The sequence below is a fragment of the Sorangiineae bacterium MSr11367 genome (assembly GCA_037157805.1).
In the GTDB taxonomy this organism is placed as follows: domain Bacteria; phylum Myxococcota_A; class Polyangia; order Polyangiales; family Polyangiaceae; genus Pendulispora; species Pendulispora rubella.
In genome coordinates, this window is sequence record CP089983.1 from 7809801 (window position 1) to 7834141 (window position 24341).

Genomic DNA, 24341 nt, shown 5'->3' on the forward strand with positions numbered 1-24341 from the left:
CTTGGCCCACGGCACACCCGTGAGGTCCCCGTTGGAGGAAAATATGACCGGAAGATCCCGCCGTTGGGCCAAATCGATGCGGACGGTGTTCGCCGCCGCAACCCTGCTGACCTCCGTCGCCCCCGCATGGGCGCAGAAGCCTCCGGCCGAGCGCCCCGGCTCCTTGCAGCAGACGGTCGACAAGATGGCCGAGGCGCGACGGCGCTATCGACTCGGTTTGGATCTGTACCAAGACGGCAACTACGACGCCGCGCGCATCGAGTTCGAACGCGCGCTGCAAATGGCGCCGAGCTACAAGATCCTCTACAACATCGGGCTTACGTACAAGCAGCTCAACGACTACGTGCAAGCGCAGATTGCGCTCGAACGCTACCTCTACGAAGGCGGCAGCGAAATTCCGGCCGACCGGCGCGCCGACGTCGAAAAGGAAATCGCGGGCCTGAAAGGCCGCATCGCGCACGTGAACATCAAGGCCAACGTGCCGCGCGGCACGGTGACGGTGGACGATGTCGTGGTGGGCGAGCTTCCGATCGCCGAGGCCCTCTCCGTGAATCCCGGTCGGCGCAAGATCTCGATCACGCGTCCGGGTTATCTCCCTGCGACGAAGATGGTGACCATCGGCAGCTCGGAGACGACGAGCATCTCGCTGGACTTGAGCGAGCTGCCGAAGTCCACCATCCTCGAGCGAAAGTCGAATCCGTGGACGGTGCCCACCGTCGTCGGATGGAGCGCGACTGCGGCCGCCGGCATCGCCACGGGCATCCTCGGTGCGCTGACCTTGAATGCGAAGCGCGATCAGGAGGACAAGCTCGAATCGGTGGGTACGACCGCCGACGACCGCAACAACGCACGCGACAAGACGCAGACGTTTGCGACGGCAACCGACATCGTCGGCATCACGACCATCGTGTTCGCGGGGGTGTCGACCTATTTCACCGTACGCTTGCTGAGCCACACGCCGGAGGTCGGCGAGGCCGAAAAGCCGAAGGACGTCTCCCGCACGGAAATCCGCCTCGTTCCCGCCGGCCCCACGGGCCTGGGCGTCGTCGGCTCGTTCTAAAACGAGCCATTGCCAAATGAAAAACGCCGGCGCTCCATCGAGTGTCGGCGTTTTTCATTTCAGCGCGCGTGTCCGCTACAACGATTCGAGGAACGCGACGAAGTCGTGTTTCTCCTGCTCGGTGAAGGGTACGTTCGCGGGCTGCGCCAAGGTGAGATCGTAAAAGGTGACGACGTCCATCAAGGTCTTCATGCTCCCGTTGTGGAAATACGGTGCGTGCGACCCGAGGTTGCGAACGGAGGGAACTTTGAAACGGCCGACGTCGAGCCACTTGCCGCTGATGAGCGCTCGACCGGGATCGTTGACCTGCGCAATGGCTCCCGTTGCCTTGTTCTTGAACGTGTAAATCGGCAGCTCCGTCGAGAGGAAGCGCTCGGCGTGTGTACCCGGCAGAAGCGCGGGGCCTCCACCGGAAGAACCGATGTTGACGAACATACCGGGCGATGCAAAGTCGTTCCCGCCCTGGTTGAAGGACGAGTGGCAACTCGAACAGAACGCGGGTTGTCCGAGAGGATTGGTTCCCATCTGCCGCGTATTGAAGAGAACTTCGCCGCGACGCACGGCCGCCTTCGCGCGTTCGGCCGAGTCGGTCCACTCGTCGAACAGATCGAAGACATTCGTGTTGCGCGGATTTCGCGGTGGCGGAAGCGCGTTTTCGCCGATCACGAACGGCTGCTGGGAAAGATTGATGGGCCCACCGCCGGCGGGCGACACCCTTCCCAGGCCCCAGACGACGATTTGCGAGGTGAACACGTTCGTCTCGAAATCGACGATGCGCTTCTTCTGCACTTCCGTGAGCGGCTTGCTCGCTTCGGCGTGGCCCAACGTGGCGTTGTTGGCCTGCGACGCGAGATCCGGCTCGCGACCGTCCCACATGATGGCCGTGCCCGCGACGAACTTCGTGTTCGCAGCGGGGAGCGGCCTTCGATACAGGGACATGTTCTGCGGGGTCGAGAAGCCGTACGGATCGTCGATGCTCTCGAGGGTGAATTCCGCCTCTTGTGGCATGGGGAGCGAAATGCGGAAGACGCCACGGTTGAGCAGAAGGCTGTACGCTTTCTGCCGAGCTTCGTCGGTGGAGACATCCGCATCGGGCCTCGTCGCGGCATCCACCACCGCGAATAGCGGATCGCGCCCCTTGGATTTGTAAAACAGCTTTTGGATGGTCCACGTGGTGAGCCCCAGACCATCTTCCAAGCGATGGCACGTTCCACACGATCGCCCGTTGGTCCCAAAGCTCTCGAAAAAGTCGTTGTCTTCGTCGAGATCGCCCGCGGTCGAATAGTTTGCGAAGATTCCCGCCGAGTCGAGGTGATACGTCAAGGCGCCGCGTTGGCGGGCGGCGCGCTCGCTTGGATCCTCCGATTGCTGTGCCAATTCGAGAGGATTGTCCTCCTCTGCGGCTCGATCTGCTCCCGAGCAGCCAACAACGACGGCGCCAAAGAGCATTAAATTGGAAAGTCGATGATACCGCATCCCGAGCACCTTTCTCTCGCGGCCGCCCGATTTGGTGCAGAGCCGCGGGTAAGCCCACTGGACGGTCGCCGATTGAGATCTTCCCGATTCACTTCGAAGACGTGGACGAGACGTTTCGAAGCGAGTCCCCTCCCCTCACCGTCGACGGTTTGTCGTCGCACTGACAGACTCTAACACAGAGAAAACCACGACAAACGGATTCCGCAAGAGCGCAAATATCGCACAACTGCCCATGAACGCCGGATTAACCAGAGCAGAGTTACATCGTCGCGACTCGCCGCGATTTCATGGAATCACATTTGCGCCAGATGAAAATAACCGTGTTTCAATCCGTGCAGAGTGCACGACGCAGGCTTGCGGTGCGTAGTTTCAAATCTTCGACCAGGTGCCGCGAGAGGCGGCTCGGGCCCTCGCGGAAGGGGCTGATGTGAAACGCCGTATCAACCGTAGGGTTCGTGGAATGGCAACCGTTGCACGTGCCTTCAGTGAACGCTTTACTCGTCGCTGCATCGACACCGGGGATATTCCATGCGAAGCGGAAGGAATCCGCCGAGCCACCGCGCATCGAAACGGGAACCTCGTACGCGTTCGCGCGGATTGCATCCGCATTGGAAAGGACGAAATCGCGCAACAAGGCACTCCCATTGAGGCGCTCTGCGGGCGTGTTCCAAATCGGCCGCAGTCGCAACGTACCATCGCTGGAAAGACCAAACTCGCGCAGCTGCCAAATCCAATTGAGGATAGCCTCGTTCGTACGTACTTGCCCGAGTGCACTACCTGCCATCCCTTCCGGATGGGCCCCGCGCAGCGAAAAGGCATCGGTGACGCTTTGCAGCGCCGCGCGATACCCCTCGTCGAATGACGCGAATTGCCCCAGCGCGTGCCAAGCCTTTGCCCACTCGCCGGCCGAGCGCACAGCCGGCAGCGCATATTCGAAAATGACGGTCATGGGCTGCGGCTTGGAGGCCGGATCGTCCGCCGGGCCATCGGTGAGCGCATACACGAAGCGCCCCTCGCCGTTCACCACGTTGGGACGCTGTTCGCGCACGTCCATCCGATTCGTGATCCCGATCAACCGGAACGGCGCGCGCGCGAGATCCAGCTTTTGCCCCGAACAGGTGCTGCAGTCTTCGTTACACGCATTCTCCGGGGAACCCTTGAGCCAAGGGCAGAGCAGGTGCACATTCATCCCCAGCACGCGGTCTTCGTTGGGGCGGTCGAGCGGATAGCCGTTGAAATCGCGCTCACTCACCCAATGAATCAGCCAATCCCGCACGAATTCGCCGGCGTCCATGTCCTGCGGCGTCATGTTCTGCACCGCATGGCGAAAACTCCACGCACCGGTGGTGCCGTTTTTGGCGCGACCATCCGACAGCACGGCTTCGTCGATCACCACGAGCTCTTTCAGCTCGTTGACGGAAATGCCCTCGCACGCGTTGTTCGTCTTCGAGTCCGAGTTGCTCGAGCAGGCCGCGAGCATGGCCGCGCACACGAGCAAAACCGAGATGTCGAGCCCCGTGGGGGCGACGCTTTGCATGTCTTCAACGTACTGCGAAAAGGGCCCCAATACCAGGTTGGCGTTGGCCGGCGCTGGAGTTGCATTTCAGGCGACAGCACCCTCGACGCGCATGGTCTGGATTTCGTCCGGGGAGAAACCCGCTTCCTGCAATATGACATCCGTATGCTCGCCCGCGCGGGGTGGAGGTCGATGGCGATGTGGGGCGTCACGTTCGGTCACCGGGGTCGCAAATTGCAAAATTCGACCCGAGGAGGACGGAAGTTCGAAGAAGAAGTTTCGGGCGCGATGCTGTGGGTCGTCAGGCAATTCGCGTGGGAACGAAATCGGTTCCAGGCAGCAATCTACATTTGCGCAAAATGTACGCCACTCCTCGAACGTGCGACGTTCGAAAACGTCTGCCAACCGACGGCGAAGGGCTATTTGGTGTGGCCCTGGCACGAGCGCCGAGAGGTCGCCGTCGAAACCGACACTTTCGCAAAATGCCACCCACGACCTTTTCTCTGGGGCGCTCAAGGCCACGTGACGGCCATCCTTCGTTGTATAAATTTGATAAGGAGCGCAAGCTCCCGTGGAAACGTCGAGGGCGGGGGCACCTGATTCGTCGTCGGCGAGCAGCTCTCCAAGGCTCGGAACCGCAAACCCCATCGCGGCCTCGGTGATGGAAATATCGACGATACGCCCCGCACCGGTGCGTTCACGCTCCGCGAGCGCCGCGAGGATGCCAACGACGCACCAAACGGCGCCACCGATACCCGCGGGACTGTAATATGGCATTTTCGGAACGGGGTCCGACGCCCCGGAGGACCCGAGAAGCCCCGCGCGCGCAAGGTACGCGAGTTCGTGCGCCGTGCGATGAACGAGCGGACCATCCTGCCCGAAGCTGCTGAATGCACATACGATGAGTCGTGGATTCTCTTTCCGAAGCCGCGCGTGCCCCAAGCCCAAGCGATCGAGGACGCCGGGACGGAATGGATCGAAAAGCACGTCTGCGCGGCGGGCGAGTGCGCGAAACGCCAAGCATCCCGCGTTCTTCTTCAGATCCAGACGGATGCTCCTCTTGTTGCGATTGAGCGCAAGGAAGAGCGCCGATTCGTCGCCCCGCCGCGGGTGCCATTGGCGGATTGGATCGCCGTCCATCTCTTCGACTTTGTCGACCGCAGCGCCGAGATCTCCAAGGATCATCGTGGCATAGGGCCCGGGCACCAAACGGCTCATGTCCAAAACCCGAATCCCTTCGAGCGGCCGCACCTCAATGCTCCCCGGAGAACTCTACGGGATTACGCGTTACGCGCCACGAAGAGACAGCCTCGAACGCCATACGGCCGATAGCTTTCACGCGTTCATCATAGTCATTTCATATTTTTAAGCTCATGACTTTCAATGAGATAGGCGCGTCAGGTTATCCGCCAATAGGTTGGCATCCTTCTTACGGCCGCTCGTTTCGCTCGAAACGCCACCATCAGCCCCACTGGTAAAATAGACCGCTATCGCACGCAGGTCAGGCGCTTGACAACGGACGTCCGGAATGGTGCACTCCAGAACGCTTGGTACTTGGTATTTGGCCATGCGCCGTCGTGCGCGGGTTGGAGGGACGAATGGTGTGGAAGAAGTGGCTCGTCTTCGGCGGCTCGGGCCTCGCCGTGGGGGGATTCGTCTGCGTACTCGCCAGTTGCCTGAAAGACCCTCGCGAGGGCGACACCGTTCACGTCGTCGATAGCTGCGATCGCACTCAATTGTCGAACGAACCGAGTTCGAAACACGCGACCTTGCGTGCGTATCTCGAATCGAGCGATTTGCTGCTTCAGCGTGCGACCGACGTCGAAACGGAAATGAAGGACGCGTGCAACGCCATCAGCTCCGAACTGGGGCTCTCGACGGGTAAAGACCTCGTGGCGGCGTGCAAACCCATTGCCGCGCGCGTCGACAAGTTGTCGACGATTGCCCCCATACCGCCGCCGGGCAGTCCGTTTTGGGGCGAACTTCGATTCGCGCCCAATTGCACCGTGCAAGAAAACGCGGTCGCCGAATGCATGTCGACCTGCGCCGAAGCGTGCGACGTCACCAAGTGTGAACCCGACAAGTTGGTCGGCGCGTGCGATGGCGAATGCACGGGGCGCTGCGTGACCACGGGTGACGACATCGCGTGTACGGGTGACTGCGTGGGCGAAGTTCCCCCCGCAGGCCCCACCACCTGCACGGGAGAATGCATTGGCACGTGCTCGGGCCTTGAATGGTCCGGCGAATGCGCCGGTGCATGCGCGGGGCGTTTCACGGGTCGCTGTGCAGGCACATGCACCGGCACGTGCGATGGAACGGACATCAACGTCAACGCCGGGGACGCGGGTGCGGACGCTGGACCGGCACCTCCCGGCTCGCCTCCGCCGGCCAACGCCGACGGCAACTGCACCGGCACCTGTGTGGGCGTTTGCAGCAAGGGCGCGAACGGATACTGCGCCGGCGCGAAGTGCACCAGCTTCAACCCGAGCGCCGAGCCTTCCCCGGCTCCGTTCGCAGGCGGAAAGTGCGGCACCGGGTTGTGCGCGGGGACGTGCCGCTCCGGACTCGGAACGGGCGCCCTGGCGAAGTGCAGCGGAACGTGCACGGCCAACAAGAGTCAATGCAATGGCGTGTGCGTGGGCACGTGCAATGGCACCCGCTCGTCGGCCGTCTGCCAAGGCAGGCTGAATTGCGGGCAAAATGCCGAGTGCGAGAACGCGTGCCAAGCGCGCGGCGAGCTCGCCACCTCCTGCAGCGAGCCGAGGGTGATGGAGGTCTATGCCGTTTCCGATCCCGCGCTCCGCGAGGCCTGGAAGAAGCACGGTGCGCGCTTGGCCAAGGCCCTCTCCGAGGTGGAATCGCTTCGCACCGCACGCGGGTTCATCAAAAATCGCGCGTACGGAGATTTCGTAACCATCGGGCTGCAAGGAGATCTCGTGCGCACCTGCGTCGCGCAGGGCCGCACGATCGTGGACAACGCCGACACGAAGATTTCGGCCATGCTGAACTCGGACCCCACGCACCGCAGGTACCAGCAATGAGGCGATACGACGTGGGTTCGAACGTGCGGTGCTGGGGTGGATTGGTGATGGCTGCGGCGCTGGGTATCGCCGTGGCGGCGCCTGGATGCACGTACACGTCCAACACCACCGCCATCCAGTGCACGTCGGAAGTCGAGTGCCTCAACCTCGGCCCGGAATTCGCCGGAACGACGTGCGACAAGGCGACGCGCAGCTGCATCAAGGTCTCCGCCGACCAAGACCTCTGCAAGACGAACAAGGAATGCATCGACAAGGCGGGGGGCGTTCCGGCGATCTGCCGTAAGAGCGATCGCAAGTGTGCCCAGCTGACGTCGCCGGAGTGTCCGCGCGTCTGGGGAAACACCGACCAGCTGCTCAACGACAAGGCCGTGGTCATCGGCGCAGTCACGCCATTCAGCCATAGCGCCCTGGCCGACTTCACCGAGGCGGCGTTGCGACTCGGGCAGGCCGACATCACGAAAGTGGTTCGAGGCCTGCCATCGGCCGATGGCTCGTCGGACATTCGGCCGCTGGTGATCGCATCCTGCGACGAATTTTTCCACAATGGCTTCGATGGTCTCGTCGTGGCGGCCGACCATCTCGTGAAGGACCTGGAGGTGCCGGTCAACATCGGCCCGATTGACCCGGAGAACGTCCTTCTGGCCACCGAGCAGGTTTTTCGCCCGAACAAGGTGCTCACCATCGTGCCCCTCAGCATAAGCTCGGGCCTCATCAAGCCCGAACCCACCCCCATGGCATGGGGACTCGCCGTCAACGACAAGAAGACGACGCAGGCGTCACAGCTTCTCATTCAAAAGGTGCTGGAGCCTCGCTTGCACGACGAAGGGGTCACCGAACCGATCAAGGTCGCCATCATCTACGAGGACAACGTCCTCGGGTTGAATGCTCGCCAGCTCATGGAGAGCAAGCTCTCCTACAATGGAAAGTCGGCCTCCCAGAACGCCATCGACAAGAACTATCTCGCGGTCAGCATCGGAAATGTGATCGATCACGTGGGCAATCCCGCGCCCGAGCTCAAGGTCGCCCAGGCGGTGCGCGCCGTGCTCGATTTCAAGCCGAACATCATTCTTCACGCCGTCCACCCAGGAGCGATTCCGCTCGAGACCTTCCCGCTCTTGACCCAGTGGCCCAGAGACACGCGGCTGCCGTATCACGTCGACCTGATCGCGGTATTCGGCACGTTCGCGCCGTTGTTCGATCTTCTCACGGCCATCGTGCCGATGCGCAGCCGGTTGTTCTCCATGACGAACCACCTGCCACCGGAGGTGCAACCGCGCATCGATGACTGGGTGACGCACTTCACGACGGAGTTCCCGCAACTCGCGCAATCCTCGTCGCCCTCGGCAACGCTCGTGCATCAGTGGTATGACGCCGTCTTCCTGGCGGCCTATGCCATCGTGGCGAATGGCAACAAACCTCTAACGGGCGAGAACCTTGCCGCCACGCTCACGCAATTCAATCCTCCGGGCTCCACCGTTCGCAGCGGCACGGCCGACATCACGAGGGCCTTCGGCCTCCTCAACTCCGGGCAGGGAATCGATCTTGATGGCCTCTCGGGCAACATGAATATCGACCCAGCAACGGGCTTCGTCGACTACGAGGCCGAAATCACGTGCCCGGAGATCGACACGAAAACCGGCCGAGTCGTCAATTTCAATGCAACGGGATATTACACCGAGGGTGATCAAGTAAGAGGGACGTTCAGGTGCAATCCGTAAAGGCGCGCCATCGCCGCTAATCGAAGGATGGGTCGATGCGGGGCACCGCTCGTCCTGTCGCGCAGGACCGCACGATCGTGGACAACGCCGACGCGAAGATTTCGGCCATGCTGAACTCGGACCCCACGCACCGCAGGTACCAACAATGAGGAGATACGACATGGGTTCGAACGTGCGACGCTGGGGTGGATTGGTGATGGCTGCGGCGCTGGGTATCGCCGTGGCGGCGCCTGGATGCACGTACACGTCCAACACCACCGCCATCCAGTGCACGTCGGAAGCCGAGTGCCTCAACCTCGGCCCCGAGTTCGCCGGAACGACGTGCGACAAGGTGACGCGCAGCTGCATCAAGGTGCCCACCGATCAAGACCTCTGCAAGACGAACAAGGAGTGCATCGACAAGGCGGGGGGCGTTCCAGCGATCTGCCGAAAGAGCGATCGGAAGTGCGCCCAACTGACCTCGCCGGAGTGTCCGCGCGTTTGGGGGAACACCGACCAGCTTCTCAACGACAAGGCCGTGGTCATCGGCGCACTCACGCCATTCAGCCATAGCGCCCTCGCCGACTTCACCGAGGCCGCGTTGCGGCTCGGGCAGGCCGACATCACGAAAGTCGTTCGAGGCCTGCCATCGGTCGATGGCTCGTCGGACATTCGGCCGCTGGTGATCGCGTCCTGCGACGAGTTCTTCCACAATGGCTTCGATGGCCTCGTCGTGGCGGCGAACCATCTCGCGAAGGACCTGGAGGTGCCGGTCAACATCGGCCCGATCGCGCAGGAGAACGTCCTTCTGGCCACCGAGCAGGTTTTTCGCCCGAACAAGGTGCTCACCATCGTGCCCCTCAGCGTGAGCTCGGGCCTCATCAAGCCCGAGCCCACCCCCATGGCGTGGGGACTCGCCGTCAACGACAAGAAGATGACGCAGGCGTCGCAGCTCCTCATTCAAAAGGTGCTGGAGCCTCGCCTGCGCGACGAAGGGGTCACCAGCCCGATTAAGGTCGCCATCGTCTACGAGGACAACGTCCTCGGGTTGAACGCCCGCCAGCTCATGGAGAGCAAGCTCTCCTACAATGGAAAGTCGGCCTCCCAGAACGCCATCGACAAGAACTATCTCGCGGTCAGCATCGGAAATGTGATCGATCACGTGGGCAACCCCGCGCCCGAGCTCAAGGTCGCCCAGGCGGTGCGCGCCGTGCTCGATTTCAAGCCGAACATCATTCTTCACGCCGTCGCCCCGGGTTCGATTCCGCTCGAGACCTTCCCGCTCTTGACCCAGTGGCCCAGAGGCACGCGGCTGCCGTATCACCTCGACCTGGTCGCGGTGTTCGGCACGTTCGCGCCGTTGTTCGATCTTCTCACGGCCATCGTGCCGATGCGCAGCCGGTTCTTCTCCATCACGAACCACCTGGCACCGGAGGTGCGACCGCGCATCGATGACTGGGTGACGCACTTCACGACGGAGTTCCCGCAACTCGCGCAATCCTCGTCGCCCTCGGCAACGCTCGTGCATCAGTGGTATGACGCCGTCTTCCTGGCGGCCTATGCCATCGTGGCGAATGGCAACAAACCCCTGACGGGCGAGAACCTCGCCGCTACGCTCTCGCAATTCAATCCTCCGGGTTCCACGGTTCGCAGCGGGACGGCGGACATCACGAGGGCCTTCGGCCTCCTCAACTCCGGGCAGGGAATCGATCTCGATGGCCTCTCGGGCAACTTGAATTTCGACTTGGCAACGGGCTTCGTCGACTACGAGGCCGAAATCTCGTGCCCAGAGATCGACACGAAAACCGGCCGAGTCGTCAATTTCAAAGCAACGGGATATTACACCGAGGGTGATCAGGTAAGAGGCACGTTCACGTGCAATCAGTGACGGCGCACCAACGCCGCTAACCGAAGGAGGGGTCGATGCGGGTCCTCATGATTTCCGCGAATCGGGATGTCATCCCATCGCCCGTGGTCCCCATTGGCATCTTGGCCCTCGCGGGCGCAATCCGCGATAGCCACGACGTCCGCGTGCTCGACCTCTGCTTCGAGGTCGACTTTTTGGGTGCCATCGAGAGAGCCATTGCCGACTTCCAGCCCGAACTCGTCGCAATCGGTTTGCGCAATCTGCACACCAATGCTTACGACGTCGGAGGTCGGAAAGGCCTGATTCAAATTTACGCGGACATGGCCGCAGCCGTTCGGCGTTCGACGCAAGCGCCGCTCGTCCTAGGAGGCGCAGGGTTTTCGCTGCGGCCGAAGCACCTGATGGAGCGGCTTGGCGCCGATCATGGAATCGTCGGCGAAGGGGAACGCGCGTTTCGTCAGGTCGCCGACACGTTGGCGCGGGGGGAGACGCCGCCAACCATCGTGCACGGAGAAAATGTCGTTCACTCCGACGTATTCCCGATGCAGCGGCTTCGCCGCAGCGCCACAATCGTAAGCGATCTCGATATGTTACCTCCCATCGCTCGCGATCTCGTCGATCCGCGATACTACGATTGGGAAGGCACGGAGAACATCCAGACCAAGCGCGGTTGCGCCTTCGGGTGCACGTATTGCGATTACCCCGACTTGGAAGGCCGCAAGGTTCGCGTGCGAAATCCGAAGACGGTGGCGGACGAAGTGATGGCCCGTGCGCAGGTGCCCGGGGTCAAATTCGTTTTCTTCGTCGACAGCGTATTCAATGTTCCGCCGAAGGCGGCACTCGAGCTGTGCAACGAGCTCATCGAGCGGAACAATCCCCTACCCTGGACTTGCTATGCAACGCCCGCGGCCTTCTCGCCGGAGCTCGTCGAGGCCATGGTTCGCGCGCGCTGTTACGGGGTCGAGATCGGAACCGACGCGGGCACGGACCGCATCTTGAAGGCGCTGAAAAAGCCCTTCAACCTGAACGACGTGCGTCGTACGCGTGCGCTGTGCGAAGAGTATGGCCTCATGGACTCGCACACCTTCATCCTCGGGGCCGAGGACGAAACGCTCGATGAGACGCGGCGGACGCTGGATTTCGCCGACGAGCTCGACCCCGCGGTCTCCATTTTCGTCGCCTTTTCCGAAGACCGCGAGGATCGCGATGGGGTCCAATCGAAGAATCGGCGGCGCATCCTGGAAATCCTCGCCGAGGAGGCGCCGAAACGGCCAGGCTGGGTGGTGCCCGAGATCGGGCTGGGACACCACGACGGGCCGCCCCCACGCGGCACCGCAGGACCGGCGTGGATCATCGCCGCGCGCGAGCGATGGGCGAAAAAACGCGGGCGCTCCGCGGATTTGCCGTGACGATGCGCTCGATGGCTACAGGGTGCTTCCCCCACCATTTAGTGGGATGTACTGCCCCGTGATCCAACGGGCTTCGTCCGAGCACAAGAAGGCGACGACGCCACCGATATCGTCCGGGGTTCCGAGGCGCTTCAATGGGGTAATGCGCGCCACCTTTTGCTTCAACGCCTCGGGCTCGCGCGCAGTGACCTCCGTCTCGATGAAGCCGGGCGACGCAACGTTGACCGTGATTCCATGAGGCCCCAACTCTTTCGAGAGAATGCGGCACGAAGCGTCCATGGCCGCCTTGCCCGCCGCGTGGGCACCGGTGCCGACGCTGGCAAAACGCGAAACGATGGAGCTGACCCCCACGATGCGGCCCCACTTCCTGTCGACCATGCCCGGAACGGTGGCTGCGCACAGCGCATGAAAGGCCGCCATTTCGTCGAGCACTTTGACTTTCACGTCCTCCCACGGCGTGAGGTAGAACGGGCCGACGAACGGCGAACCTCCGAGGCCCACGTTGGCATTGTGAATGGCCGCATCCACCGGGCCGAGCCGGCGTTCGATGGCCTTCACCATATCGGCGACCTCGGAGTGATTCGTTGCATCGGCTTGGAAAACACCGCCCTCGATGCCCGATTGGCGCAAAAGCTTTTCGGCGAGGTCCGTACTGTGAAGGCAATTGACGGCAACCGTGAATCCTCGCGCGCCCAGCGATCGCACGATGGCAGCTCCGATACCCCGGCTTCCGCCCGTTACCAACGCAACTTTCCGATCCATCCATCACCCTTCGTCGAGAACGACGTTCACGCCCCGCAGCTCTACAAATGAGTATATTCCCGTTTCGTTCGAAATGGGATCGTTCGGAGAAAAACCATGTCGACACAACATTCCGTCGAGCAGCCCGATGTGGCGTTGTTGGAGTTGGTTGCGGGTGTCTGGCTCGGCCCCGCCCTTTATGCCGTCACGTCGCTCGGTGTCGCGGATGCCATCCGAAACGGGTCGCGGCATATCGAGGATATCGCTCGCACGGTCGGCGCCAATTCCGATGCACTTTATCGGGTGATGCGCGCACTGACAGCGTCGCATGTATTCGAGGAAAGTGCGCCGCGCACCTTTACGAATGGGTCGATTGGAAAACTTCTCGAATCCGATACTTCGGGTTCGATGCGCGCCCTCGTGCTGCTACCGCCGCAAGGTGGCAGGGAGATGGTTCATAGCGTCAAGACGGGCGAATCGGCGTTCGAGCACAAGCATGGAATGAGCCTTTTCGACTACCTCGAAAAGAATCCCAAATCGCTGAAAATTCACGCCGACGCGATGAACGCCATGGCCGGGCGCTTCGCGCGCGCGTTTTTATCCGCCTACGACGTAGCGCCCTTTCGAACGGTGGTCGACGTCGGCGGTGGACAGGGGGCGATCTTGCGCGAGATCTTGCAGATCCATTCGCGCGTGCGAGGCATCTTGTATGATTTGCCCAATGCCATCGCGGCCGCGACGCCAAAGATGCACGCGAGTGGACTCGCAGAACGATGCACCTGCGTACCTGGTAACTTTTTCGAATCCGTGCCCGCGGGAGGAGACCTTTACCTTCTTTCTTCGGTCATCCACGACTGGGACGACGAACGCGCCGTGCGAATTTTGAAGAATTGTCGTTCCGTGCTCTCGGACAACCAAAGATTGATACTGCTCGAGCGCATTATTCCAAATGAGGCCGACGAGCGGGGCGGCGCGGCCTCCACCATGCTTCTCGATCTCATGCTGCTGGTCACCTCGACCGGTGGCCGGGAGCGCACGGAGGATGAATTCCGTGCACTCCTCGCGAGGGCCGACCTTCGCTTGAATCGCACGATATCGACCGACTCATTGGTCCACGTCATCGAAGCCGTGGCCATTTGAAATGGGTCTAATTCGCTTTACGTCCTGCGACGGTCAGACACACGATCCCCGAGCATAGCCACCCATTGCCCTCGGCCTCGTCGAGCTCCTCCCAAAAGGCCTCGACCTCGTCGGCCGTGGTCTCGCCAGCTTCCACCATGCGCTGAACCCGCCCACCGAGTGCGAGTTTCAAGAAGGCAACCTTGTTCATGACGACGCGCGGGACCAGTCGAACGTCCTGCAAACCCGCTTCGATGAAGTAGCGCTGGACGCGCCGCGCCGCCCGGCCGCTGGGCACCCCGTCGGCGATCCCTTGCGGGATTCGGCGAGCCAAGTCTTCGTTGGTGCTGTTGAGAAAGCACGTCTCGAGCTCGACTTCGGAGGCGACCACGAGACCTCCGGGCTGCGTCACACGCGCCATTTCGCGAACGACCAAACGCGGATCGGGCGTGTGCACGAGCACGCGCTCGATGCGACATCGCGCGAACGAGTTATCTTCGAATGGCAACGATTGTGCGTCACCTTCGATGAACTCCACGGGCAAGCCCGAGCCCTCGACCCGCCGCCGCGCTTCCCCGATCATGGCCGCACTGCGATCGAGCCCCGTCGCCTTGCCGCGCGGCGCAACCAAGGACGCGATCGAGCACGTGTCCACCCCCGCGCCGCATCCGACGTCGAGCACGTGATGGCCACTTTTGAGATCGAGAAGGTCAATGACTAGTTTCTTGACGAGGAGCTCGTCCTCGATGTCTCTGCGGGCATCGAGAAATTGAATGAAGGATTCGGGACGCTCCGTATCCACCGAGTGAAATTTAATCGGATCGGCCTTTTCGTTCATGTGCGACTCCTTTTCGTCGAGGCTATCACTACATCGAACCGCCCGCGCCATCGTCGAGGCCGACTACAATTTGGCAACGCGATGTGCGAGACACGCGAATAGTCGATTGTACTTTGTAGATGTAGCGTGATGCGCCGAATGACTCGTCGGTCAGCGCGAAATGCCCATTTCACGGTACCAGCGCGCGAGGACGCGATCTTCGGCGTAATGTTCTTCGGGGGCGATGGCGTGGTCGGTATTCACGACGTCCAGCTCGACCCAACCATCGCGCCAGCGCATGAGGTACGGGGCGGAGGCGGTGACCACCTCGGATGGGGTGAGCCAATACCGGGCGTCGGCATAGGGGCGCAATGTGCGCTCGTTGCCCGTGTCGGTCGTGCTGACATTGACAATGACGCCACGGACGTTGCCGCCTTCGCGTCCGATGATGCCGCGGATGAAGTTGCGCAAAAGATCCTTCGAGCGGGTGTACGACTGCCATTGGCGCACACGGTACTTGTCGGCCACCGATCCGAACGCGCAAAGCGTGAGCCGGCAGCACGAGCTTCGCGCAAGCTCGAGCAACGCCGTCGCGATGTTGACGAAGGTGGTCACGTTGGAGTGATAGACGGTGTCGTCGATTCCATCGCAATCGGCATCGTGCTTCGGGGCGCCGTCGGCCTCGAAGGCAAAGGCGCCCACGGCGTGAACGAGGACCAATTCATCGGCCGCAGCGGGCGCGAGGTTCTGGAGCGACCGCGACGTCGCATCCGCGTCGAGCAAATCGACACCGACGAGAAACGCATGCGGCGACGCCGACGGCGGCCGTCTTCGCGTTACGCCCACGCCGTGCCAACCGGGCAACGTGGCAAAGTGGTCCAAGTACGCGCGCCCCATCGCTGCAGCCGCACCGGTCACCACGAGCACACGCGAGCGGATGCCGGGGTCGGAGTTGGTGCTCGCAGGCCCCGGCCCATCGAGGCGAACCACCGCGACGTTCTGTCGCTTCCGAGCGTGTGAGCGAACCGTCCGTACCATGCGCGCAAAGCCGCGCGACCGTGCCCCCCGCGGCAAGGTTAAACCTGGCGCGGCAGCGCCGATCGTCAAGGTCAGCGGGCGGCGTCGGAATTCGGTCGCAAGGAACGGAGTGCGAGACTGGACGGGAGAGCCCATCTTCACCGCGTGGAGGCATTAACATGAGATTTCGCATCGTCGGCCTGCCGTCCGAGCCGTTTGCCCATCTGTTCGCTCTCTCCCAGGAGGAGCTCGCCGCGCGGGGCGCCGTGCGCGTCACCGCCGAAGTAGGGAACGGCTATCCCTGCCGAATCAGCTTGACCGACGCCGCACCCGGTCAAGACGTCATTCTGACGCACTACGAGCACCACGCCGTCGATTCCCCTTTTCGATCGAGCTATGCCATCTACGTTCGCGAGGGCGAAACGACATTCGACGCCGTCGACCGCGTGCCCGAGCAACTGCGTTCCCGTTTGCTGTCCGTCCGCGCCTTCGACGGCCGCGGCATGCTCCTCGATGGCGACGTCGTGGCCGGCGGCGAGCTGGAAGGCGCGATCGGGAAGATGTTCACCGACGAGCGTGCAGCGTACCTGCATGTCCACTACGCCAAACCGGGCTGCTACGCGGCGCGCGTGGAACGGGGGTGATGAGGCCTTCGGCGCCGCGACTCGAAAGTGCGCAACGTAGGTCGGACAGCGGCCGATTTAAGAACCGATGCACACGTCACGGCTTGAGCACGGAGCGCTCCCTTCCCCGAAACTGGGAACCTCGGCGCTGTGATTTCGTTCTGGCGTCGAGGCCTCGGGATAGCATCGACTCCGTGTTAGGCTTTGGGCCGATCATTTCAATCTCGCGTAGCACCTAACCTCCCACATACAATCTCGCAGCCACATTCCGACCTTATGTGCCCGCGGGTGATGTCGCTGAGTTCACTGGGCTCGCCGACAGTGTCGCTGCGGCGGTCCATTCCTGTCGGGCGAAACGTCGGTGATGATTCCGCGAACGCGGCGCACAACCTTGGCCACGGCGCGCAGCATCCTCGCCTTCCACCACGGTGCAAAAAACCAACGAGTTTTCTTGCTCGTCGTCCGGCGAACCCGCTAGCGTCACGCGCGTGCGGTGGGGCATCGACCAGTGGCTGATCACGGATACCTTTCGTAGAGAGTGGCGCTTCTGGATCGCGCCGATCGAGGAGCACTCACAAGACGCCCGAGTTTCGCGATGGGACATGGTCGGAGAGCCCCTGTTCCACCTCGTTCCGCAGGCGTTCTCGAGCCTGGGGGCCAGGGAGGACGAGGCGGCGGGCGACCTTCTCGCGATCTACGACGCATTGACCGGCTCGCATTTGAGTGACGACCTTCCGCGGCCGACGGTTGACCGGCGTCGTCGTCTCCGAGGATTCGAGCGGGAGCTGAGCCGTGTGCTCTACGCCGCCTTGGAGGCTGGCGTTCTCAAGTTCGAGCGCTACGAGGTGCCGTGGCCGTTCTCGGACGTAGAAGAGAAGGCCGAGGAACGTACGCCCGAAGCTGGCGCCCCAAGCGTCGAGACGGACATTGTTGTTTTTCATGCTGTGCGGGACGTCGATGGATCGCCGGTCCCGGGAGCGATCATGATGATTCGCAAACCGGACGGCTCGGTCGTTCGTGAGGTGGCCGGTAATGACGGCAAGGTTCAACTGAGAGGCAGGCAGGGCGAGCGCTTCACTTTGCTTAGCGTGAGCGAAGATGACGCACCGTTTGAATACGCTATTTCGGAGTCTTCGGCGACGACTGCCGTTGGTTGAGAAGCGAGGGAGATGAATTGCCAAGCCTGAAAGAAGTCTTGAAGGGAACGATGCTATTCACTGCCGCACGCGGCGTTGGGTTGGATCCAAAGTTCACCGATCCGATCCGAGTCGAGCCTTCGAAAGACATCTCATTTCCGGATCCCAACCCAGTCCTCTCCACTTCCGATGAGGCGAATCAGGCGAATCCCATTTGGCACTGGCGGCACGATGCCAAGAGGCCCTCCGTTTTCTCCAACATTCGCTGTTGGCCACGTGGCGGCGGGATGAACTACCAGATGCCGATGCTGGTACTCGAAAGCCTGGAATGGGGCGTGAATGGCCGTGCAATCGCGGAGGTAACGCCAGAGGGGGCCTCGACTACCCTCGAACTGCCGCTCACGCTTGAATTTATGGTGCACAAGTTCTTCCTCAAGTCGGGGCACGTTGAGAAAGCTTCCACGGGTTTGTGGCAGCTGGAATCGCTCACAGATGTCAGCATGCTGATGGTCTTTGTGTATGAGCAACACGCAAGCGGGATCCGGGTCGTCAACGCGCCCACTTGCGACATGCTTGGCGAGTCGTTCATGCCATCCGGAACGGCAAGCTTTGAAGCACAAATCGGCGAAGCCCTCCAGGTGAAAGTCTCGCCGCCTCGATTCGTGGTTTGTCTAAGTCTCACCTGCTGTAAGGAGCGTGCGGATTTCGACCCGTTTGGGGCACTCGTCGCCGGTCGGATCTATCCTCACGCAATGATCTTGTCGAATCGTGCACTTCGACGAGCTGCGGTAGAAGTCCGGTACAAGCGCCCGACAGTAACCTCCATGCCGGCGCCAAACATGACCAACAACATTGGAGCTGGCTTCTTCACCGACACCAACAACGTCGTCGAGCTCCCGAAGATTGGACCGTTGGTATCTGGACTCGGCCTGGTGCCTTACTGGTCTGAGATATTCGACTACTACGATGCAAATCCAAGGCCTGGTTCCAGAAATCGCGTTGTCCATGCGAAGCGTATCGAAACACGGACCGCCACAAAGGCAGTCCAACGCCTTCGGGAACGGACGAACGAGGACCCAATCGGGGCACTTACGCTCATTGCCAAGGCACCGATAGATCCGCTTGCCTCCCATCCTGCACAGAACGCGTCCCCGGTCTTCTCGCACTACGAGACCGAGTCGATAACGAAGATGCCGCATCAAGGTGCATTTGACAACCTGCACCTCGCCGTCGGCATGAAGGCTTTCCCCGGTTCGGTTAGCGACCCTGCTTACGCCGATCCGAAGTGGCAGCTTACGGATATACGCATGGCACCGATCTGTGAACACGACTGCCTTCATACCCATTGGCGATGGGGCCAAAGCTGGCGTTCATTACTGCCGCCCGTGGCGGATCCAAAAACCATCGCGGGATTTGGCCCGGGCAATGAAGCGTACCGAGAGGTGGGGAGCCCACTTGTACCCCTAAACCAAAACGTCGACATCGTGCTCGAGTCACCGGCGAGTTTTCGATATTGCGCGGAGGCCTTGTCGGCAAAGAGTGGCGTTTGGCAAGTGTTCATGCATCACGGGTCCGCATATGCTCTTGCGATCGCGGCAGGCGGGACGGTCGCAGCGCTTGACGCCGTTGTTGCGGGTCGCAGCGACTCCCCCCTCAGGTATTGGAACCTGCGCTGGCATGCAACAATCGACGGCCCGCAAGAGCGCGTAAAGCCCGTGGGTAGCATCGAGGCGCTAAAGGAACTTTAAGGAGTGTCTTCCTTCACGGGCTACGTAATCATGGCCATCCTCTGGCTTCCGATTGCATTGGCCAGTAGCCCGATAATTTTGTATTATTACTCGTGGACCATACGCCGGCTTGATCGCGGCGGAACCGCCGCGGATCAAGAGCAAACCGCGCAACGCCGATTCCTTCGCACCGTTCGCGTTGCGACGCTGCTCGCTTTACCCACGACGCTCGAGTGGATGTGGTTCGCGTATCACGACGGGTTCAATATTCGGCACCCATTTCCCGCCCTTTTATCCATTTCCTGGTTCATGCTCGCTGCGGCCTCAGGCTGTCTCAGTGCACGTAGGTGGTTCGCGACAACCGTATTGGCCGGCGGAATCGCAATCGTCGGCGTAACCTATTTTGCAATATTCGCCTGGGGCGACCGGGCCATGCTCTTCCCAGCTGTCGATCCTGCGGACCATTCCAGCTTTAGCTACCTTCCACATTGTTGGGGCACTCTCGAGTCACTGAGTAATCTAGTCTTCGGCAGTCTGTTGATCTTCTTCTCGTTTCGTGGCTGGCTCAGAGCTCGCAAGACTGGTCTCTAATCTACACGCCGGTGCAGAATTAGCGGCTCTGCCTGCTGAAATCGCACAGCCGAGGTTTCGGAAAGAGCCCAAACGAGCGATTTCTGTGGACGCTCACAGATCGGTCGTGATCAAAATCGGTTTCACGAGGGCCTTCTCATGGTCTTCGACACGATGTGATCGCATCGGCGGCTTCGCGCTTAGAACGCGTTTCATAACTGGTCGACACGTAAGTGATCGATATTGCTCCATTGCATCCTCCAGTAAGCGGAAGGTCAAGCCAACCTGCCCGCTCGATCCATCGCCGCCGACTTGCAGCCCGAATCCACCGTGACGCTCGGCCACCGCAAGAACGAGCAGCTTTTCGCGAGCGATTGGCCCGTTGGACGTGGACCTCATTTTTCGAGCACACCTAGCGAACGGTCATTCCATGCATTTTGTCGCGACTTGTCATGACGTTAGAGCTTGGATGAACCAATGCCTGACTCTAGCCATTCTGGATGCGGTGCAGATCATCCTCCACAAACACGGCGTCCGATTGGTCGTGCGCCCCGACGAAGTGCACTTGCATGCGAACGTTTCTCACCGCGCCGATCGCTGCTTTGGAGAACGGAATGACCTCGAATCGACTTTCGCGACGTGATTTGGTTTCGTTTGCGGCCGCCACACTCGTTGCGGGATGCGCTGGGCGGGATGCGAATGCCGAAACCCCTCGACAGGCCCCCGCGGTTCCCGTCAAGCGAAGCGTATTCGACAGCGGCATTCTCTTCGACGCTGCGGGGACCATCGGCCGAGACGACTGGGCTCCCGAGCGGGGTGAGCCGCTGAATGCCAAAGATATCGAAGAGGTATTGAGCTCGGGAATGACGGCCATCAACATCACGGTCGATGCCGGGTCCGATCCGCAACGGCCATTCGAGACCACGTTGGCCACCATTGCGGTGATTCATCGTGAGATCGCCGCCCACCCTGAAGCGCTATTTCTCGTGCGCAATGCGGCCGATCTGCGTGCCGCAAAGCAATTGAAGAAGGTGGGACTCATACTCAGCTTTCAGGTCCCAGACGAACTTGGGTCCAAGTTGGAGCATTTCGATACCTTCCACAATTTGGGGGTTCGGGTGATGCAGCTCACGTACAACCCGCGCAGCCTTCTCGGTGATGGCTGCGCGGAACCTGCAAATGCGGGACTGAGCGCGCTCGGCCGTCAGGCCATCGAACGAATGAACGCGCGCGGCGTGGTGATCGACCTCAGCCACTGTGGCCAGCGCACCACCGCGGAGGCCATCGAGCACTCGAAGCGGCCGGTGGCGATCACACACACCGGTTGCGCGGCGCTCACGGACGTTCCGCGCAACAAGCGTGACGATGAGCTCAAACGGTGCGCCGATAAGGGCGGCGTGATTGGCATCTATCTCATGCCGTTCTTTTTGCGCCGCGGGACCCAAGCGATGGCCAGCGACGTTATCGCACACATCGAGCATGCCATCAACGTGTGCGGAGAAGACCACGTTGGCATCGGTACCGATGGCACCCTCTCGGCGATCGAGGTCACGCAGGCCTACATCGACAATTTTCACAAGACAATGGACGAGCGGAAGAAGAGCGGCATTGCGGCTCCGGGCGAAGACCGGGACATCTATCCGTTCGTGCCCGACTTGAACACTCCGCGCAGATTTCAAGTGCTCGGTGAAAAGCTCCTCGCGCGCAAGCACCCGGAGTCGCGCGTAAGGAAAATTCTCGGCGGCAACTTCGCGCGTCTGTTCACCGAAGTGTGTGGCTAAAGCCTGAATATCGCTCAGCGCAATCGAAAATTGCCGTAGTCTCTCCGTAGAATTCTGATGACCTCGGCGACTGTCCCCCAATACGGCCCAACATGATTGATCAAGCGTTCGCGGACATCATCGAGGCGATCGACGCAGGGCTCGAAGGACGTGCGCCGCGAACATCACCGCCGCCGTGGCTTGCGTGGCTGACCGTTGCCCTCCTCCGGCAACGCGCTCGCCAAGCGTGGCACCGCTACATTCTCGAGACCCGCCTCCGCGACGAGCAGCAGGCCGGAGAAAGCGGAGACGTACCCGGACTTCCAGGTTGGAAGTACAACTTTCACGGCATCGGCTGTTGCTTGACCGGCCCGGATGGCGAGGCCATCGACGTCGACCGTCACGACGCGGAGGCGAGAGTCATCGATCCCTACTTCTTCGCCTGGCGAATTCGCACCGTGCGCTCCATCGCGATGCCCGAGATTCGGCTCTGGCGATGGATGCCGAGCGACTCGATGATCGTTGCGGCGCTCACTGACTTACGGGCCATGGGAGCGCTCGTCTACCCCCACGACAACCATCTATTTCTCCTCGCCAAGCCTCTCGAGGATCGTGTGCGCTTCGCCGCCGAATGTCGCTTCGATGACGAGGCGACGTGCGATAACTGGTTGGCAGCCTTCCACGACCGGGACGCCGACGACGTCTTGCTTGCCCACCGCGCGTGGGTTCGTTCATGCGCCATGAACAGCAGTCAGGCGTTCAAAGTTATCGACGCCGCACGTGAAATTCTCACGCCGAATGAGCTCGCCGAAGTCTGCCTGCACCACATAGCGGGGCCCGCGGGGCCAGCCATGGGTAAGGCGCTCTCCGTGCTGCGAAAGACGAATGCGAGTGGGCAGCTCGACGCCGTCTCGGCACTCCTTGACCGTCTCTCGCCAACCGACGATCCTCCGTACCCAGCTTATGAGGCGTTCGCGTATCTTCTGGAGCGTGGAGTCGCCAATGCAAACGTCGTGGACGGCTTTGGGACCTTTGCAGCCGTAGAGAAGGCGAAGGGCTTTCGAGGAAATCCGTTCCTTGGTCAATACGCAATCCTTGCACTCCGGTTTCTGCCTTCGCGCGCGATGGATCTGGTGAGGCGCGCACTCCGCTGCGACACGCCCCTCTGCGTGACCGAGGTCGCCGCGCTTCTCGCCGGAATCGATCAGCCGTGGTGCGTGCGCGAGCTGACTTCCGCTCTCGTCGACGTCCCGAACGCCAGCACGATCGCCGAAGCCCTCAGGAGATGCGCGGGGGACATCGCAAAGCGCCATGCAGCGAAACTCTACGTGCCGCCGACGCACGATCATTCGCGCCTTGGCTTCACCTACGAAGAGGTGGCACACGCCAATGCGCGCGAACGGTTCGAGGAGCCGTTACGTGAGGCGCAACTCTTGGCGGACGAACTACGCGCCCGCTATCCAGTCGCGTGGGGTGGCTGAGCGGAGTCCTTCATTTGCAGTTGCTGAGGCGCCCGGCCTCCAGCGGTGACTACGTTGACGGCGTTCTCCATCACGGTCCGGCCACTGGGAGAGCACCCGTATCGAGAGGTAGATGGGAGTGCAGCAGAGCACAACTGCCGGTTTTCTTCGAAGTCACTGGCGCTCGTGACGGTCCTTCTCGCTTCGGCCCCGATTTGGAGTCTACGTCGCGGTAATCGGAACGCGATGGCTAACTCGATGAAGCATCACTTGATGCCGTCTACTAAGGGCGGAGGTCGACTGGTGTAAAGTCGACGGGTTGGCGTGCTCCGGTGTCCAGGTGGACGAGAGCGCGCCAGGCCTCGGTAGAGATCCATTGGTCCGCCGAGCCACCGTTGCCGATCCTCGGCGATAGGGTGCAGCGCGGCGGGGCCGGCGAGCGTGGCCCCGTTCCGCCACCGCGCGGGAGACAGGAGGGCATGGGCACGACTCTCCAACGGTGGGTCGTGACGACGGCCCATGTGCCCGAGCAGATCACCTCGAGGTCCAACGACAGCGGCAACGATTGTGGCGTGTCACTGCAGCCGTCGTTGACCGCCTCGCGCTTGAGGCGAACGTCGCTCACCTCGTGGCCGGAGGCACGCAACGTGATCGATCCCTCGGCGCCGTCGAGTTCGAAGCGATGCACGGTGGGCGGCACGAAGGTGTGGTGCACGCCGCGGAAGCGAACGGCGAGGCGAGGATCGCGGCACGCAGCCGCCACAAAATCGGGGCTTGTCGCAAGGTTTGCCAAATGCGACGGCTGCGTGGCGAGGCCGGGCGCGACCCGTCGACGCAGCGCTGGGGAAATGGTCACGGGAGTGCGAACGGCACCGCAACGAGCGAGGCGCCACGCGCGCAGAGGCTCGATGGCATAGGTCTCAGGCGGACGATCCGGCGCGAATCGATATTCCACACGTGCGTGCACTTCATACCCGTCCGCGGTGTCGCAGCCTGCGTTTTCCTCTTCTGGCCGTCGCGAGGAGTCCTCTTGGCAGATGAATTCACCCGTCGCATCCAGACCATACCCCGCGCGGGCGGAGCTCGTCGTCGCGACGAGATCGGCGAGAGGGACGGCAGCCTCGTTGCCGTTTGAGGCGTCCGCGGCCAGCGGGACCGACGGAGTGGGCGCGTGCGTCGTTGCCCCCGCATCGGATGCGACGGAGGCTCCGCTGCGGCAGCTGATGAGAAATGCCAGGACCGCGAGAACTCTCACCGGGGAGCCGAATCCGTCTGCGGGAGGTATTTCAGGAAGGAGTATTTCAC

At 61.7% G+C, this 24341-nt stretch carries 18 protein-coding genes; 11 read left to right on the top strand and 7 right to left on the bottom strand.

Features of this window, described 5'->3' with window-relative positions; all coding sequences use genetic code 11:
• The first annotated feature begins 43 nt into the window (after window positions 1-43).
• A complete protein-coding gene (locus LVJ94_30285; protein ID WXB01196.1) occupies window positions 44-1060 on the top strand; it encodes a tetratricopeptide repeat protein in 1017 nt (338 codons plus the stop codon).
• A 75-nt stretch (window positions 1061-1135) separates the two neighbouring features.
• On the opposite strand, the gene LVJ94_30290 is transcribed toward LVJ94_30285, so the two are convergent.
• The 3 genes from LVJ94_30290 to LVJ94_30300 all read right to left on the bottom strand — a co-directional run bounded on the left by LVJ94_30290 (window position 1136) and on the right by LVJ94_30300 (window position 5270).
• The gene (locus LVJ94_30290; protein ID WXB01197.1) at window positions 1136-2437 is read right to left on the bottom strand and encodes a hypothetical protein; all 1302 of its coding nucleotides are present in this window, start codon (window positions 2435-2437) and stop codon (window positions 1136-1138) included.
• A gap of 424 nt (window positions 2438-2861) precedes the next feature.
• Window positions 2862-4073, bottom strand: a complete 1212-nt coding sequence (locus tag LVJ94_30295; GenBank protein ID WXB01198.1) for a hypothetical protein — start codon at window positions 4071-4073, stop codon at window positions 2862-2864.
• Window positions 4074-4139: 66 nt separating this feature from the next.
• Window positions 4140-5270 (bottom strand): CoA transferase, encoded by a 1131-nt coding sequence (locus LVJ94_30300; GenBank protein ID WXB01199.1) that lies wholly within the window; start codon window positions 5268-5270, stop codon window positions 4140-4142.
• A 380-nt stretch (window positions 5271-5650) separates the two neighbouring features.
• Between LVJ94_30300 and LVJ94_30305 the strand changes: the two genes are divergently transcribed.
• From LVJ94_30305 to LVJ94_30320, 4 genes are all read left to right on the top strand, one after another.
• Window positions 5651-7093 (top strand): hypothetical protein, encoded by a 1443-nt coding sequence (locus LVJ94_30305; GenBank protein WXB01200.1) that lies wholly within the window; start codon window positions 5651-5653, stop codon window positions 7091-7093.
• Window positions 7090-8811, top strand: coding sequence for a hypothetical protein (locus tag LVJ94_30310; protein ID WXB01201.1), 1722 nt, complete (start codon window positions 7090-7092; stop codon window positions 8809-8811). The genes LVJ94_30305 and LVJ94_30310 overlap by 4 nt, the downstream gene beginning before the upstream one ends.
• A 160-nt stretch (window positions 8812-8971) precedes the next feature.
• Window positions 8972-10678: a hypothetical protein gene (locus LVJ94_30315; GenBank protein WXB01202.1), complete on the top strand. Its 1707-nt coding sequence runs from the start codon at window positions 8972-8974 to the stop codon at window positions 10676-10678.
• Between the two features lie 35 nt (window positions 10679-10713).
• Window positions 10714-12066, top strand: a complete 1353-nt coding sequence (locus tag LVJ94_30320) for a cobalamin-dependent protein (protein ID WXB01203.1) — start codon at window positions 10714-10716, stop codon at window positions 12064-12066.
• 15 nt (window positions 12067-12081) lie between these two features.
• Here LVJ94_30320 and LVJ94_30325 read toward each other — a convergent pair whose 3' ends face one another.
• Complete coding sequence (locus tag LVJ94_30325; protein ID WXB01204.1) at window positions 12082-12771, bottom strand: SDR family oxidoreductase; 690 nt, start codon at window positions 12769-12771, stop codon at window positions 12082-12084.
• 153 nt (window positions 12772-12924) lie between these two features.
• Between LVJ94_30325 and LVJ94_30330 the strand changes: the two genes are divergently transcribed.
• Complete coding sequence (locus tag LVJ94_30330) at window positions 12925-13947, top strand: hypothetical protein (GenBank protein ID WXB01205.1); 1023 nt, start codon at window positions 12925-12927, stop codon at window positions 13945-13947.
• A gap of 7 nt (window positions 13948-13954) precedes the next feature.
• Here LVJ94_30330 and LVJ94_30335 read toward each other — a convergent pair whose 3' ends face one another.
• Window positions 13955-14764 carry a methyltransferase domain-containing protein gene (locus tag LVJ94_30335; protein WXB01206.1) on the bottom strand — a complete coding sequence of 270 codons (810 nt, stop codon included), beginning with the start codon at window positions 14762-14764 and terminating at the stop codon, window positions 13955-13957.
• Between the two features lie 150 nt (window positions 14765-14914).
• Complete coding sequence (locus tag LVJ94_30340) at window positions 14915-15733, bottom strand: hypothetical protein (protein ID WXB01207.1); 819 nt, start codon at window positions 15731-15733, stop codon at window positions 14915-14917.
• Window positions 15734-15939: 206 nt separating this feature from the next.
• Between LVJ94_30340 and LVJ94_30345 the strand changes: the two genes are divergently transcribed.
• The 5 genes from LVJ94_30345 to LVJ94_30365 all read left to right on the top strand — a co-directional run bounded on the left by LVJ94_30345 (window position 15940) and on the right by LVJ94_30365 (window position 23057).
• On the top strand, window positions 15940-16404 hold the full coding sequence (locus LVJ94_30345) for a DUF1203 domain-containing protein (GenBank protein WXB01208.1): 465 nt from the start codon (window positions 15940-15942) through the stop codon (window positions 16402-16404).
• A gap of 407 nt (window positions 16405-16811) precedes the next feature.
• A complete protein-coding gene (locus LVJ94_30350; GenBank protein WXB01209.1) occupies window positions 16812-17540 on the top strand; it encodes a hypothetical protein in 729 nt (242 codons plus the stop codon).
• Window positions 17541-17557: 17 nt separating this feature from the next.
• The gene (locus LVJ94_30355; GenBank protein WXB01210.1) at window positions 17558-19267 is read left to right on the top strand and encodes a hypothetical protein; all 1710 of its coding nucleotides are present in this window, start codon (window positions 17558-17560) and stop codon (window positions 19265-19267) included.
• 1163 nt (window positions 19268-20430) lie between these two features.
• Window positions 20431-21597, top strand: a complete 1167-nt coding sequence (locus LVJ94_30360) for a dipeptidase (GenBank protein ID WXB01211.1) — start codon at window positions 20431-20433, stop codon at window positions 21595-21597.
• Window positions 21598-21689: 92 nt separating this feature from the next.
• A complete protein-coding gene (locus LVJ94_30365) occupies window positions 21690-23057 on the top strand; it encodes a hypothetical protein (GenBank protein ID WXB01212.1) in 1368 nt (455 codons plus the stop codon).
• A gap of 262 nt (window positions 23058-23319) precedes the next feature.
• Here LVJ94_30365 and LVJ94_30370 read toward each other — a convergent pair whose 3' ends face one another.
• Window positions 23320-24291 (bottom strand): hypothetical protein, encoded by a 972-nt coding sequence (locus LVJ94_30370; protein WXB01213.1) that lies wholly within the window; start codon window positions 24289-24291, stop codon window positions 23320-23322.
• Between the last annotated feature and the right edge of the window lie 50 nt (window positions 24292-24341).